Origin of the sequence: Kitasatospora sp. NPDC094019, from assembly GCF_044764505.1 — a bacterium.
Classification (GTDB): Bacteria; Actinomycetota; Actinomycetes; order Streptomycetales; family Streptomycetaceae; genus Kitasatospora.
This window is the reverse complement of the sequence record NZ_JBIWIF010000014.1, coordinates 115606-130261: the sequence shown is the minus strand read 5'-3', so window position 1 is coordinate 130261 and position 14656 is coordinate 115606. Positions and strand designations below refer to the sequence as shown.

Sequence of the window (14656 nt, the reverse complement as noted above, 5' to 3'; positions counted from 1 at the left end):
TCGTCCAGGCGAAGCGGAGTCGGAACTCGGCGGGTGGGTTCCGGTTACGTCGGGGCCTCACGTCCTGTCGCTCCAGCTCGACCGCGGTAGGGGGAGAGGGCTGGAAGAGGTGCCTTCGCGGCGGTGGATCTCGCGCTCTATGACGAAGTCGACCTCGGGCCACGGCAGGGCCATCGGTGAGGTGAGGCTCCAGAATCCGTGGCTCGCCCGAACCAGGGTGCTGACGCCGAGCGGTGCGGCGTCGACGGGGACGGCAGAAAGGATGCGGCGGAGTACACCGCCGGCCCCTCGTGCCGCAGGGGCGATGCCGTTACCGACCAGCAGCGTCGCGGTTCGAACGGAGTCGAGCACGTCGGTAGCCACACCGGACGTCGCGAAGTGGCCGACGGCCAGCTCCCACCATGGGCGGCGGGTGCGGGCCCAGGCGAGACGTTCGAGGCCGGAGCCCAGGTCCACCGCCATGCAGCTGGGATCCGCGGCGTTCCAGAGCAGGACGATGTCACCGATGGGAAGGTCCAGGTGCCGGAAGTGCACCGTGAGGCCGCAGACTTCGCGGCGTTGCCAGACGGCGTTGCGGCCGTGGATGGTGAGGTGTCTGGCGTGGAGGCCGATGCGGGACAGCAGTGTGAGCCAGTGGTCGAGGATCCCGGTGAACTCGGCTGTCCGAGTGACGGGTTCGATGCGCGAGATGTTGACGAACGAGGTGAGGAATCCCTCCCTCAGGGCGCCGACGTGGTCCCGCTCGCCGGTCAGTCGGACGACCGGTTGGGGGAGGTAGCCACGGCGGAAGACGTACGGCTTGCCGTCCTTGAGAAGAGGGTCGACTGCCTGGACGGCGGAGATCGTCAACTCGGTGTCCCGGCCCCACCGCATGGGCAGCGGTCTCGCACGGGCGACGCCAGCCGCGCGGAAGTCGCTCTCCAACTGCTGCAGCAGACCGGCCCACTGGAGCGGTCGACTGGCCGGCCGGTACGGTGTCCCCCAGTCGCGGTGGCGGATCTCGAAGCGGCCGTTGGCGTCGTGCTCGATCTCCCACTGCGTGCCGAGCCCGAGGCGGTCGCTCAGGAGATCGAGCAGCCTCGACGGTGGGTCCGCGGTCAGCACGGCCTGGTCGCAAGGGCGCGGAAGTGTCGCTCGGGGTCGAACCGGTTCAGGCCGATGTCCTGCACGGTCGGCGCGTCCAGTTCCAGGCACCGCTCGATCGCAGTGGCAAGCGCCAGGGCCGCGTCCTCGTCGTCGTGCTCAGGATCGACTCTGGCAACGGCTCCGGTGGTCTCGCACAGAGCCGCCTCAGCGCAGGTGCCGTCTCGCCAACAGAGCGCGGCGACGGGCGTGCTGGCACGCAGGGACTCCCCGAACACGGCGGCGCCGGCCTCCACGTAGCTTCGTGAGCAGGTGTAGACGTAGACCGAGGCGTCGGAGAACGCGGCCGTCTTGGCTGCCCCTCCGACTTCGCCGACCCAGCTGACGTGATCAGCCGCGAAGAGTGCCTGGTGACGGCGCACGTAGTCGTTGTCGAAGACCGGTCCGACGATGTGTATCCGCTGACCGAGCAGTTGGGCCGCGCGCACCGCGAGGTGCGGCGCCTTCTCCTCGTCGATCCGGCCGAGCCAGACGAGGTCGCGGCCGGGTCGGGCGGGAGGTTCGGCTTCACCGAGCCCGAGGTGGACCGCGTGCTCCAGCACCGGTGCGTGGGCGGCGTACAGCCCCGCCATCTCGGGCGAGTAGCAGTAGAGCCGGGAGCGCTTCGCGTCGAAGGCGTCGGCGGCATGCCGGAAGACCGGCGAGTGCTGGAAGGTCGCGACGTCGCAGTCGAGATCGGCCCAGACCCGACGCCACCCGGGGAGCGACGGGTACTCGTGTCCGACCACGAGCAGGTCGTAGCCGGTGGAACGCAGGTCACGAGTCTGCCGGGTACCCGGCTGGAGGTCTTCGAGACGGATCGGACGAGTGGTCCAGTCCGCTCCGAGGTCGGTCCTCCAGCCGGGGCCGAGGAGGTGTACGTCGGCGCCTGCGGCTCGGGCGCCTTCCGCCACTGCCCAGAGCCAGCGTTCGATCCCGCCGTAGCCGACGGGCGGGAAGGTGTAGCTGCTGGGGAAGTCGCAGATGCCGACTAACACTTATGCCTCCGTTGTTCCGTCCGCCGAGATCCGGCGGAATCCGAGGTAGGGCACCAGGGCCTCGGGCAGGACGATGGAGCCGTCCTGCTGCTGGCACTGTTCGAGAAGTGCGGCCAGGGTGCGGCCGATGGGCAGTCCGGAGCCGTTGAGGGTGGCGACGGGCTTGGTCTTGCCGTGCTCGTCACGGGTGCGGATGCCCGCGCGACGGGCCTGGAAGGAGCCGCAGTCCGAGACGGAGGAGATCTCGCGGTAGGTCTGCTGGCTGGGGAGCCAGACCTCGATGTCGTAGGTGATCTGGGCGGAGAAGCCGAGGTCGCCGGCGGCTAGCTGGACGACCCGGTAGGCCAGTCCCAGCTCCTTGAGGCAGGCTTCGGCGTGGCTGAGCATCTTCTCCAGCTCGGCCTGGGAGTCCTCGGGGTCGCAGATGCGGACCATCTCGACCTTGGAGAACTGGTGCTGGCGCAGGATGCCGCGGGTGTCCCGGCCGTAGGAGCCGGCCTCCGAGCGGAAGCACGGGGTGTGCGCGGTGAGGGCCAGGGGGAGTTCGGCGGGCGGGATGATCTCGTCCGCGTAGAGGTTGGTGAGCGGGACCTCGGCGGTCGGAATCAGGAAGAGCTCGCGTTCGCCCATGCCGGTGGCGAAGAGGTCCTCCTCGAACTTCGGGAGCTGGCCGGTGCCGGTCATGGTCTGCCGGGTGACGAGGTGCGGGACCGCGTGCTCGACGTAGCCGTGCCGCTTGGTGTGCAGGTCCAGGAAAAGCGTCGCCAGGGCGCGCTCGATGGCGGCGCCGGCACCGCGCGAGACGCTGAACCGGGAGCCGGAGAGCTTGCTGGCACGGGCGAAGTCGAGGATACCGAGGGCCTCGCCGAGGTCCACATGGTCCTTCGGCTCGAAGGAGAAGGACGGCGGCGCGCCGACGCGACGGATCTCGACGGCGTGCTCGTCCGAGTCGCCCTCGGGGGTGCTGTCGAGCGGCAGGTTGGGAATGGTCAGCAGGAAGTCGCGCAGCTCCTGCTGCACCTGCTCCTGCTCCGCCTCGGCCGACCGGATCTGTTCCTTGAGGTCGCGGGCCCGGTCCTTCAGCGTCTCGGTGTCGCCGCCCTGGCGGGCCGCCTGCTGGACCTCCTGGGCGACCCGCTTCGACTCGGCCCGCAGCTCGTCCACGCGAGTGATGAGCTGGGATCGGCTGGACTGAAGAGACTCCAACGCAGAGAGATCCAGGGTGTAGCCGCGGCGGGCGAGGCGGCGGACCGCCTCGGAGCCCATCTCGATGAGGGCGCGGGGATCATGCATGGGAGTTCGTCTCCTCCAGCTGGACAGATGGTCCATCGAAGGTAGCAAGCGTGCGCCGGTCTTCTGGCCGGGATGACCATCCGCCCGCCTCGGCGGTCTCCTGTTCCTCCGCATCCAGGACTTCGAGCAGGGACGCGGTGAGGTCTTCGAGTTCGCGGTCCTCGATCCTGACCAGGTACAGGCAGGGAACCTCGTCGAAGAAGATCGGCATAGCCCGCCCGGGGGCGTCGCGCGAGGTCTGTCTGTGCCACCGCAGCACGGAGGCCAGCAGGCCGTGCGCGACGACCGTCCGAGGGGAGGGCAGCTGGAGTGCGCTCCGGAGGCCGGCAAGCATTCTGCGGATGGCCTCACGCTGGGACTCGGCGGCCCCGGGAGGGTTCTCCCATGGTCCGGCGGCGACGAGCCAGCGCGCGTACTCCGTGAAGAGGCCGCCTTCGAACTGTCCGTAGTCGACTTCATTGAGGGTGGGCTCGACCCTGACGGGCTGATCGGCATCGCCCATCAGCAGCCGGGCCGTCTCACCCGTCCTGGCGAACGCCGAGGTGAGCCAGATCTTCGGTTGAACGGCAGCGAGCACGCCGCTACCGGTCCGGCAGGCGGCGCGTCCGGCCGGATCCAGCGGAAGATCGACAGTCGGGTCGCCGTTGACCCGGTGAGCCGCGCTGTAGTGGGTACTGGAATGGCGCATGAGGTAGGTGGTCACGTCTGGCCGCCCTTCTCCGGCACCGCAGTGAGATCGAGGTCGCCGGCCAGCCCCGCGATCACCCGCTCCATCACGGAGGCGCGGTGGTCCCCCACCTCACGGTAGTAGAGGAGCCCGTCCACGCAGAGCGCGAGGCTCCAGTGGCGTAGCCGCCGCGGATCGAGGCTGGCGGTGGTGACGGCGATCTCGAAGCGGTCCCGGGTGTGTGTGCCCAGGTCGTAGTAGACGGTCCAGAAGGCCCAGTCGAAGACCTCGTCGCCGACCATCGGCAGGGGGTCCGCCAGGACCGGCTTCCGGTGGGTGTCGAAGAGGACGTTCTCGCGGTAGACGTCCGCGTGAAGGACCGATGCCCGTGCCGCGTCCGGGTGCAGTCCGGCGACCAAGCGCTCGCCGAGCCTCGCCCAGTCGACCTCCAGCTGGGGGCGTTGCGCCGCCAGGCGTCGGTGGACTCGCGGGACCAACTCGCATTCGAGGAAGTCGTGGAGGCTGGGAAGTGCTGCGGCTGCGGTGTTCGCGCCCCGGCCAAGGCGATGCAGTTGCCGCAGCGCGGTGGCCACCGCCTCGTACTCGTGCGTCTCCGGTCCGACGGAACCGCCGGGTACGCCTGCTACCACTTCCAGGGCGGCGACGCCGAGGTCGTCCGCGTGCTCGAGCACCCTGACGGCCGGCCCGGCCGCCCAGATCCCCAGCGCGATCATCTCGTTGCGGTAGCGGCTGTGGTCGGGCCATGCCTTCAACAGGACCTCGCGCCCGCTGGTTCGCTCACGCGCCACCATCAACAGGGAGGCGTGGCCTGCGTCGTGGTAGCTGTCGGGGGTCAACTGCCAGCGGCGTGCGGCTTCGTTGAAGACCTCAGGGGCGCGGGCCAGCCACCCGTGCACCTCCGGACCGTAGTGCTCCCGGAGCCGCTGCCAAGCCCTGCGCGGGGGCAGGAGCGTGGGCGGTTCGGTGTGCATCAGCTGAGCCGGACGCCGTGGTGGACCAGCTCGGCGGTGAGCTCCGGGAAGCCCCCGAGAGCCAGGGCGACCTGGGCCTGTACCTTCTCGATCTCCGGGTCCTCGGCCGCGAGCCGGACCAGGACCTTCCAGGGCTGGTCGAGCCGCTGGCCAGTCGCGCTGACGAGGTGGACCTCGGCGTAGCTGCCGGTCTCGTCGTACAGGCGCTGGGCGAGGCGGGTGGCCGCGAGGTTGTAGAGCTTCCCGACGTGGTAGACGGGGTTCTTGCCGCTGGCCCCTTCCAGGTTCATCGGGCGGAGCGGGGTGATGAGGCCGTTGACCCGGTTGCCGCGGCCGACGACGCCCTCGTCGCCCGACTCGATGGAGCTGCCGGTGTAGGTCAGGTAGAGCTCGTCCTTCTCGGGGACGTCTCGGGCGTTGAGGAGGAAGGTGATCTCGATGCCGGGGAGGTGCTGCTCGGCGAACCGGGCGCACTCGGCCAGGACCTCCTCCTTGTTGGCGAGGTACGAGGCCCGGTCGGGCACGTGCTCGGACTTCTGCGGGACGCACAGGATGGCCTCGGCCTTGGCGCCGTCGAAGTGCCCCATCAGCTTCACGTCGGATCCGCACCAGGGGTTCGCCCAGGTGAACTCGCTGACGCCGGACAGGTGGTTGACGAGCGCGTGGGCGAACTGCTCGAACGGGGCCATCGGGGCCCAGCCGGTGCCGAGCGAGGTGTCGTTGGCGATCAGGGTGTGGCGCTCGCGCAGGTCGTCCACCGAGCGGGGCGCGAACCAGCGCGAGCGGTCGGTGCCGCTCTCGTCGGTGACCACCGCGCCGGGGCTGGGGTTGCTGGTGATGTTGAAGACCAGGTCGAGGTGGCCGGCGAGCTCGGGCAGCCGGTCGTGGAAGAAGGCCAGGACGGCCTGCTCGACCAACTCCCGCACCGGGATTTCCTCGCCACCGCAGGCGTATGCGGCCCGGCCGTTGACCAGTACCTTCACCGGGGTCGTCATCCGGCCGGCGCCGTAGCGGACCTCGCAGGAGCCGCCGAGCAGGGCGAGCTTGTCGAAGTTGTGGTGGAGCACGGCGCCGAAGCGGTCGAGCGTGTAGCGGCTGTACGCGCGGGAGAGCTCCTCGGCCAGGTGGTCGGCGAGGGTGTCGGGGTGGCCGAGTCCCTTGCGTTCCAGCAGGACGAGGTCGGTGGGGAGCGGACGCCCGGTCTCGATGGTGATGCTGCTGTGCTCCACGGTCGTGCTGACTCGCTGCATGGCGATCTCCTCTTCCGTCGGTCCGGCTACGGCGGCAGCCCGCAGGGGCGTTCGGCGCGTGGTTGTGCCGAACACCCTGCACGTCGGCTTGTAGCGGTGTGTAAGCCTGCCCGCCGGACCTCGTTCCGGCGTAGGTCTGCGCGTCGCACCGCCATGGAACCGGCACTGAACCGAGCCTCGCGGCACCGGAGTGCGAGGCGATCACCACTCGTCGCGGCTGTGGTACTCGTGCTGCACCCGTGCTGAACCATCGCCCGTACGACTCGGGGCGCCTCGGAATAGGCTGCTAGCGTCGTTCATCACCGATCGCGGGGGTTCCGAGTGAGCACGGTGCAGCGTTGGTCAGGTCGTGAGGCCAAGGCTCTCCGCGAGGCATTACGGATGACCGTCCGCGGCTTCGCAGCCCATCTCGGCGTCAGCGATCGGACGGTGTCCAAGTGGGAGGCCGGCGGGGAGCACCTGTTCCCCGTGACCGACTCGCAGGCACTGCTCGACACAGTCCTCGACCGGGCGGACCCCGACGCTGTGGACCGCTTCCGACAGCTCCTCGACGGGCACGTCCGTCATCGAGCGACCACTGCGGGAAGTTACGTCCTAGCGCCACCTCCGGAGCCCGGCTTGGTACACAGATCCGAAGACTTCGACAGCGTCATCTCTCTGCTGGCCGAGGCGAACGCATCCGGCAGGAGCCCCGTCCTGGCGGTGTGCGGACCCGGCGGCTTCGGCAAGACGACCCTGGTCACTCAGGTGTGCGAGGACCCCGGCGTCCGGGCGACGTTCCCCGAGATCCTCTGGGTAGAGACGGGAGAAGGCTGCACCGCCGCCCGCGTCGTGGAGCTGATCTCCGATCTCTGCGTACACGTCGACGGAACCCGCCCCGCACTCACCGACCCCGAGCAGGCCGGCTTCCACCTGGCCCGCGTGCTGCAGGACAGGCGGGTGCTGCTCGTCATCGATAACGTCTGGTCTGCGGCGGACCTGGCCCCGTTCCTCTTCGGCGCGCCGTCCTGCACCCGCCTCGTGACCACTAGGAACATCCGCACCTGCCCGTCGACGGCGCGGGTGCTGCGGCTCGGCCCGATGTCGGCTCCGGAGATCAGCGAGCTGCTGACCCGATCCGTCTCCCGCCTGACCCGGCCGGCCGCCGATCGGCTGGCGGCCCTGTGCGGCGGGTGGCCGCTACTGGCCACCGTGGTCGGCTCCAACGTCTCCTCCGACCTGGCCGCAGGAGCCTCGGCCGAACGGGCCGTCACCGAGGCCAGGCAGGCACTGCACGCCCACGGCCCACAGGCGTTCGACGTCTGGGACGCGGACCAGCGTTCCAACGCGATCGGCCACGCCATCACCGCCAGTCTGCGCAGTCTCGACGAGGGCGTACGGATCACCGGCGGCTCGTCGCTGCGCGAGCGCTACCTCTCCCTGGCGGTCTTCCCCGCCACGCTCCCGGTGCCTCTGAGCGTGCTCACCCACTGGTGGGGCACGTCCCACGGCTGGTCGGCCAGCGCCGTCCGCCAGTTCTGCCGGATCCTGGCCGACCGCTCGCTGATCAGCGCGTATCTGGCCGACCGGGACGCGGTGGTCCTCCACGACGTGTTCCGCTCCTACCTGAAGCACATGGTGGGCGATCAGTGGGAATCCCTGCACGCCTCGTTGGTCGATTCCTACCGCGGCGCCGGTGTGGCGGACTGGTCGCAGCTGCCGGCATCCCACCCCTACATGTGGCAGCAACTGCCGTACCACCTGCACGAGGCCGGACTCGATGACGAGCTGGTGGACCTGCTGTCGTCCACCTCGTACGTGGCGCGCAAGGCGGCCACGATCGGCAGCCAGTCCCTGGCGGCCGACGCCATAGTCCTCGGGACCGTCGAACCCTTCCGGGCCGACTCCCATCCCCGGCACCGGCACTGGCATCGGGCGGGCACGCTGACCGGCGCCGGATACCTGCTGCACGGGCTCCGAACGCCGCAGGACATGGCCTCGACGCTGGCCCTCGCCCTCGTGCGGGCGGGCGACCTGCCGTCCGGCAGCACCATGGAGACCGCCGACGCAGCCGGCTTCCATGCCTCTTGGGCCCGAGCCGCCGCAGTGGGGCACGGCCACGTGGGCGCCGTCGTCTCGGTCGCGACCGCTGCGGGCCTCATCGCCTCCGGCGGCGAGGACGGCGCCGTCCGGGTATGGGACCTCGCTTCGCGCACCCTGGTCCACGCGTTCCACGCCCACACCGGCTGGGTGTTCGCCACTGCCCTGACGCATGACGGTGCGCTGCTGGCCTCGGCGGGCGAGGACGGCCTGATCCGCCTCTGGAACCCCCGCACGGGAAGGGCTCTCGGCATCCTGGCCGGTCACGATCGCCGAGTCCGCTGCCTCAGCTTCACCCCAGACGGCCAGTACCTGCTGTCAGCAGCTGAGGACGGGAACGTGCGGGTCTGGAGCATCGAGGAACTGAGCCTCAGCCACTCGATGGCGACCTGCGGAACGCCGCTGTGGACGGTCTCCGTCGACGCCGCTGCGCGGGTCGTGGCCGCAGCGGGTGAGGACGAGTTCGTCCGCCTCTACGACCTGGCGACCGGCGCGCTCCTCGACGAGAAGGCGGGTCACCGGGACTGGGTCCGGTCGGTGGCCTTCTCCCGCACCGGCGGGCTCCTCGCCTCGGGCTCGGGGGACCGCTCCGTGGTCCTCTGGGACACCAGCGGCGGCAGGCTCAACCAGGTCCGGCGGGTGGACGGCCTTCCCGCACGCGTGCGCTCAGTGGTCCTCGACGGCCAGTCGGACCTCCTCCTCGCCGCCACCGAGGACGCCGTCATCCGGGCGTTCGACGCCGGTGGCCCGGTCGGCGAGGTGCGGATGCCGCCGGGCGTCGACTGGGTCCGGGCACTGGCCTGCGCGGCCGACGGCACAGTTGTCGCCGGCTGCGAGGATGGCGCCCTGCGGCTGTGGACGAAGTCGGAACCTGACGGGCTCCACACCGTAGCCGAAGGCTCGAACACGGTCTGGTCCACCCACATCACGTCCGACGGCGGCCTCGGCGCCGTGGGCCACGGTGACGGCCACGTCGAACTCCTGGACCTGCCCACCGCCGCGTCGCGCCGCGAACTGCTGGGCAGCGCGGGCCGGGTGTGGTCGGTGGCCACCGGTGGCAGGTACGTGGCGGCGGCCTGCGGGGACGGCTCAGTCCACGTCTGGTCCCTCGACGACGAGAGCTGGGCACTGCGGCTCAACGACGACGTCACCCGGAGTTGGAGCGTCGCGGTGGCCCGGTCCGGCACCCGGCTCGCCGCCAGCACCGGCGACGGGCACATCCGGTGCTGGGACCTCCCCTCTGGAGCGCTGGTGTGGGAGCAGCAGGCCCATGCCGGCCGCGTGCGGTCGCTAGTGTTCGACGCCGAGGGTCACCTGCTCGCGGCGAGCGGCGGCGACGGCTCCGTGCACCTCTGGGACTCGCGCACGGGTCGGCACCTCAACCGCTTCGTGAACCCCGGAGGATGGGCGCGTTCGATCGCCGTCGATGCCGCGGGCGCCCACCTCGCGGTGGGCTCGGGCACCGGGGAGATCCATGTCCGCGACGTCCGAACCGGCCAGTTCACCGCTCACCTGTCCGGACACGTCGGCCGGGTCCTCATGATGGCCTTCGGCGACGATCCCGACCGACTGCTGTCGGCTGCGGCCGACGGAACCGTGCGGGCGTGGTCGCTCAGCCACCAGCACCAACTCGCTGAGGTACGCGTCGACGCGACGCTGAACTGCGCCGCCGCCGACCCCGGTACGGGTCGCGTGCTCGTCGGGAGCGCGGCCGGCCCTGCGTCGCTGCAGCTCCATCACGGGCAGACCGTGGATCATGTGGCGGAACCCGCCGACAGCCGAGGAGAAGGACGAATCTGAGCATGCCCAGCGCACCCGTGATCCTGAGCGGCACCCCCGGCACGTTCGCCCGGGGCGTCTTCCACGAGCGGCACCCGAAGCTCGTCCGGCAGGTGCTCGATGCACTGCCGTACGGGCCGAGCGAGCGGGCCGCGGTCGAGGAGCTCCTCGCCGAGAGCACTGACGGTGTCCTTCGCCCGCTCGGCACCAGTGCCCACGATCACCAGCAGTGGCTGGAGTGGGGTGAGGGTCTGTTCGGACGGTCGTGGGGCGAGGCGCCGTTCCTGTGGGCCGAGAGCTACTTCTACCGCAGGCTGCTCGAAGCCACCGGCTACTTTCGGCCGGGGGCCTGGCACGGCATCGACCCGTTCGCACCGTTCAAGGAGGCCGAACTCGCCGGCCCGGCCGTCGACGCCGAGCTGGCGGCCCTCGGCGACCTGCCCTCGGACTTCACCGACAAGCGAGCCGCCGCGCTTCTCTCCTCGGCACTCTGGGGAAACCGCGCCGACCTGAGCTTCCAGATCACGGCGGAGGCCGGAGGGTCGATCGCCTCCGACCTGGTGGCCGACGACAGCGGGTCGCTCTGGGCCGAGCTGGAGCGTGCCGAAGGCGGGCGGGTCTGCATCGTCGCGGACAACGCGGGCCGGGAGCTCCTGCCGGACCTGGTGCTGGTCGACCACCTCCTCGCTTCCGGTCTGGCGGCGCAGGTTGTCGTATACGTGAAGCCGCAGCCGTACTACGTGTCGGACGCGACGATGGCCGATGCCCTCGCCACCGTCGAGCGCCTGCGCACCGCGACCACGGCGGCTGCCGGGACGATCGGCGAACGGCTGTGGCGAGCGATGAACAGCGGCGCGCTCGTGATCCGCACCCACCCGTTCTTCTGCGCACCACTGCCGTTCCACGACATGCCGGCCGGCCTCCGGTCCGAGTTCGTCGGTGCAGCGATGACGATCCTCAAGGGTGACCTCAACTACCGTCGGCTGGTGGGCGATCAGCTGTGGCCGCCCACCACTTCGTTCACCGAGGTGGCCAGCCACTTCCCCTCAGCCGTCACGGCGCTGCGGACGCTGAAGTCAGACGTGATCGTCGGCGTCGACGCTGCCGTCGTCGCTCAGCTCGACAGTGCCGGGACGCCGTGGCGTACCAACGGCCGCCACGCCGTGATCCAGGTCGACCTCCGCCGGTAGTCGAGCGCCGTCCGCCCACCCCGCTGTCCTCGCTCGTCTGGGCGTGACGCGGCAAGCGTCGGAGGTGAACAGCGGCGGGTGCGGCGTGGACCTCAGTCCAGGTTCCACGTCGTTCCGGCGAGGAGTCCGTCGAAGGCGAGGGCTCTCATGGCGGTGTCGAAGTCGTCCCATTCGTGCTCGGGTTCAACGTAGTGCAGGTCGAAGTCGGCCCGGGTGAGGTCGGGCTCGCGCCATTCGTGGGCGCAGCGGCAGCGGACGAAGATCTGGTCATGGACGGCGAGGAGGAGCCAGTCGCGGCGGGCGCCGCAGCCGGTGCAGGTGATGGTGATGCCGCGCGGGTTGAGCTCGGCGGGGTGCGGGACGGCGCGGATGACGGCACGCGCGGGTTCGGGGGCGGGGTTGTAGAAGTCGTGGTCGTAGTCGGTCATGCGGTCCCTTCGGGTCGGCAGCGGGGCAGCAAGGGACCATACGACGTGCGCTGCCGGAATGGATCCCTCCCAGCGAGAAGGACATCGAATCGACACCGTCACCTTGCAGCAGGGTAGTTGTGCGCTCCGGCCGCCGGGTTTCCGCAGGGAATCCCGGCGGTCTGCTTCGGCTGGTCTTGGCTTTCGGCGGCGGCTGACGGGTGACGTCCGTGCTGGGCAGGATCGGTGGTTGGTGGGCGGGGCGGAGGCTCCGCACCCGCCCACCTGGGGTGGTCAGCGCGTTCGGCGCACCTGGTCGGGTGCGACCGGCGTCGGCGGTGTGATGACCGGGGTAGCCGGTGTGCCCGTCGTGCGGCTGGTCGTGCGGGCGCGGGCTGCCCTGGTGCGCAGTTCGTCGGGGGTTGCGGCCGGTGCGGGGGCAGGGAGGCCCGCGTCGCGGCGGATGCGCCAGGTGAGGACGGCGGCGGGTGAGTCGGCGGTGGCGAGTTCGCGTCGTTCGGCGGCGTTGGTGAGCAGGGTGGTCGGGTTGTGGCCAGCGGCTTCGGCTTGGGCGAGGGTGGCGGCGAGGGCTGCCCAGTTCTCCTCGGCGAGGAGCCGGGTGGCCTGGTCTGCGGGCAGCGTGCGGCGGACGGCGTCGGCCTGCCGGTCGTGGTCGGGCTTCGGGAGGAGTCGGCCTTCGAGGGTGAGGTGGGCGATCGGCTTGGCCGCGTGCCGGGTGTAGGCGGCGCGCAGGTGGCCGGCCGCCGCGCGGGCGGCGTCGGCCTGGTGGCGGTGGCCTTGGGCGGCGTGCCACTTGGCGATCATGACGGCGAGCAGGACGAGGCTGGTCAGGGCCGTGGCGGCGGCCGTGCCGTCCTCGCCCCGGCCGGTAGAGGGCCCGGCGTGGAGGAGTTCGCGGGCGGCGGAGCGCATCGCGCGCAGGTCGGCACCGGCTGCGCGGGTGTGGGCGATGCGGGTGTACTCCAGGGCCCGTGCGGCCTGGTGGAGTTCCTTCCTGCTGAGGGTCGGGCTGGTGGCGGCGAGCGTGTCGAGGACTTCGAGGCCGCCCCGGATCACCGCCTCGGCGCGGGCGACGTCCTGGTCGTCGTCGAAGGCCAGAAAGGCGCGTTCGATGGTGGTGCTGGCCCGGTGGCGGCCGTCAGCGGGCCAGGTGCGCGGGTCGGGCGTGAGGAAGGCGGGCTCGTCGATGCCGAGGGCGAAGCGGGCTTGGATCTTCGGCTGGGTGAGATCGGAGGCGAGCTTGCTGCCGGAGAACCAGATCGGCCCGCTCTCGCCGCTGGCGGGGAGGGCGAACTTGTAGCCGGTCACGTCGCCGGAGGGTGCGCGGCGCACGGCGAGGAGCACGCCCTTCGCGGTGAGTCGGGCGGTGAACTCCTCCTCGTCCGCGGCCCCGGCCAGGGCCTGGCGTACGGCGGTTCGCAGGCGGTCGCGGTCGGTGCCCTCCCGGCCGAGGCGCTGGGCCTTGTGCAACTCCGTGCCCTTGGCGCGCTTGGGGATCGCATCCCGGTACTCGCGGGTGCGGGTGTCGGAGAGGTCCTTGAGTTTGTACTCGCGTTCGATCTTCGTGAGTTCGGTCTCGACGCGGTACTGGTCGCTGCGTAGGCGGGCCTGCGTGAGGTCTGCCCGGACAACGGTCGCGAGGATGTGGATGTGGTCGTCGGCGTGGCGCACGGCGATCCAGCGGCAGCCGTTCGGATCGCCTTCGGGCGCGATCCCCGAGGCGGCCACGATCCGGCGGGCGATGGTGCCCCATTCCTCGTCGCTGAGGATGCGGTCGGTCGGGTCGGCGCGCACGGGCCGGTGGTAGACGTGTTGGGTGACCGGCTTGCCGTAGCGGACGACGTGCAGGTCGAGCGCGTCGCGGAGCTGGACCAGGGTGGCATCTGGGTCGCCTGGGTCGCGGCCGGGATCGGGGGCGAAGCCGCCCCAGGAAGCGACGATGTGCGGGTCGGTGTGCTCGTTGGCCTTGCCTGGACCGAAGAGGTACTTGAGCGCGCCGTGCGTCTTGGACCCGCGCAGGGGCTTGCTGATCATTGGCGCTTCGCCTTCGCCAGGCGCATGGCGGAAGTGTCGACCTCCGCGACGGCCGCCCGGACCTCGGCGACCAGGGCCAGGGCCCTGTCGAGGACGGCTGCCGCAGGGCCCGGTTCGACGCCGATGCCGGCGTTGAGCCGGTAGGCGATCTGGTTGGCGTTGTTGCCGACTGGCGCCACCTGGCCGCGTGCCGCGTCGAGGGCCACGATGGCCCGCTCCAACTGCTCGTCGCGGGTGGTGATGCCGGCGAAGTCGTCGGCCAGCGCCTTGCGCTCCAGGTAGGCGGCAACGTTCAGTTCGGCTGCGGCGGCCAGCTGCTCGATACGAGCCTTCTGGGCTTCGGTGCAGCGGAAGCCGACCTTCTTCGGCAAGGGGTTATCGGGGTCACGGCGGCGACGCTTCGGGGCGCGCTGTGCGCGGCGGGCGGCGCTCGCGGAAGAGCTGGCAACGGGGAGCGTTAGCACGTCGGCGGTGGGCTCGGACGGCGTGTTGGTGGGCTTCTCCTGCTTCGCCGCGCCCTCGCGGTGAAGCTCCGGTGCTGCCGCCCTCGGCAGCACCGGCTCGTCCACGCCCTCCTGGGCGGGGACGTCCGCGTGCGTGGCCCCGTAGGGGCCCCGTACGCACTCGCTTGCTCCGCCAGGGGCAGGGAGGATGTCAACTCCGTTGCGGTCCTGGGAGCTTACAGGCTTCCCGAGCAGGCTGTGCAGGGTTCGTCGGACGGGGTTCACGCGTGTCGTTCCTCGGTGGCGGCTGGCGATTCGCGGGCTGGTGAGTGTGCGGGTGGGCAGTGTCCGGGTGGTTGCCGGTTTGGCCGTGCCGGGATT

At 70.8% G+C, this 14656-nt stretch carries 11 protein-coding genes; 2 read left to right on the top strand and 9 right to left on the bottom strand.

The window, feature by feature from the left end; all coding sequences use genetic code 11:
• Nucleotides 1-57: 57 nt before the first annotated feature.
• The 6 genes from ACIQ9P_RS28010 to ACIQ9P_RS27985 form a co-directional block, all read right to left on the bottom strand.
• Complete coding sequence (locus ACIQ9P_RS28010; protein ID WP_402361824.1) at nt 58-1104, bottom strand: hypothetical protein; 1047 nt, start codon at nt 1102-1104, stop codon at nt 58-60.
• The gene (locus ACIQ9P_RS28005) at nt 1098-2120 is read right to left on the bottom strand and encodes a glycosyltransferase (protein ID WP_402361821.1); all 1023 of its coding nucleotides are present in this window, start codon (nt 2118-2120) and stop codon (nt 1098-1100) included. The genes ACIQ9P_RS28010 and ACIQ9P_RS28005 overlap by 7 nt, the downstream gene beginning before the upstream one ends.
• The gene (serS, locus tag ACIQ9P_RS28000) at nt 2121-3413 is read right to left on the bottom strand and encodes a serine--tRNA ligase (RefSeq protein ID WP_402361818.1); all 1293 of its coding nucleotides are present in this window, start codon (nt 3411-3413) and stop codon (nt 2121-2123) included.
• Nucleotides 3406-4116 (bottom strand): histidine phosphatase family protein, encoded by a 711-nt coding sequence (locus ACIQ9P_RS27995; RefSeq protein WP_402361815.1) that lies wholly within the window; start codon nt 4114-4116, stop codon nt 3406-3408. Before ACIQ9P_RS27995 ends, serS begins: the two co-directional genes overlap by 8 nt.
• Nucleotides 4113-4997, bottom strand: coding sequence for an aminoglycoside phosphotransferase family protein (locus ACIQ9P_RS27990; protein ID WP_402361812.1), 885 nt, complete (start codon nt 4995-4997; stop codon nt 4113-4115). Before ACIQ9P_RS27990 ends, ACIQ9P_RS27995 begins: the two co-directional genes overlap by 4 nt.
• Nucleotides 4998-5071: 74 nt before the next feature.
• Complete coding sequence (locus tag ACIQ9P_RS27985; RefSeq protein WP_402361809.1) at nt 5072-6322, bottom strand: methionine adenosyltransferase; 1251 nt, start codon at nt 6320-6322, stop codon at nt 5072-5074.
• A 381-nt stretch (nt 6323-6703) separates the two neighbouring features.
• Here ACIQ9P_RS27985 and ACIQ9P_RS27980 point away from each other — a divergent pair, with 381 nt between their 5' ends.
• The gene (locus ACIQ9P_RS27980; RefSeq protein WP_402362063.1) at nt 6704-10201 is read left to right on the top strand and encodes an NB-ARC domain-containing protein; all 3498 of its coding nucleotides are present in this window, start codon (nt 6704-6706) and stop codon (nt 10199-10201) included.
• A 2-nt stretch (nt 10202-10203) separates the two neighbouring features.
• Nucleotides 10204-11370 carry a damage-control phosphatase ARMT1 family protein gene (locus tag ACIQ9P_RS27975; protein ID WP_402361806.1) on the top strand — a complete coding sequence of 389 codons (1167 nt, stop codon included), beginning with the start codon at nt 10204-10206 and terminating at the stop codon, nt 11368-11370.
• Nucleotides 11371-11462: 92 nt separating this feature from the next.
• Here ACIQ9P_RS27975 and ACIQ9P_RS27970 read toward each other — a convergent pair whose 3' ends face one another.
• From ACIQ9P_RS27970 to ACIQ9P_RS27960, 3 genes are all read right to left on the bottom strand, one after another.
• Nucleotides 11463-11798, bottom strand: coding sequence for a hypothetical protein (locus tag ACIQ9P_RS27970; protein WP_052707436.1), 336 nt, complete (start codon nt 11796-11798; stop codon nt 11463-11465).
• 273 nt (nt 11799-12071) lie between these two features.
• Entirely contained in the window at nt 12072-13832 is a 1761-nt protein-coding gene (locus tag ACIQ9P_RS27965) for a hypothetical protein (protein WP_402361803.1), read from the bottom strand.
• Nucleotides 13829-14401, bottom strand: a complete 573-nt coding sequence (locus ACIQ9P_RS27960) for a plasmid mobilization protein (RefSeq protein ID WP_402361800.1) — start codon at nt 14399-14401, stop codon at nt 13829-13831. Before ACIQ9P_RS27960 ends, ACIQ9P_RS27965 begins: the two co-directional genes overlap by 4 nt.
• Nucleotides 14402-14656 lie beyond the last annotated feature (255 nt).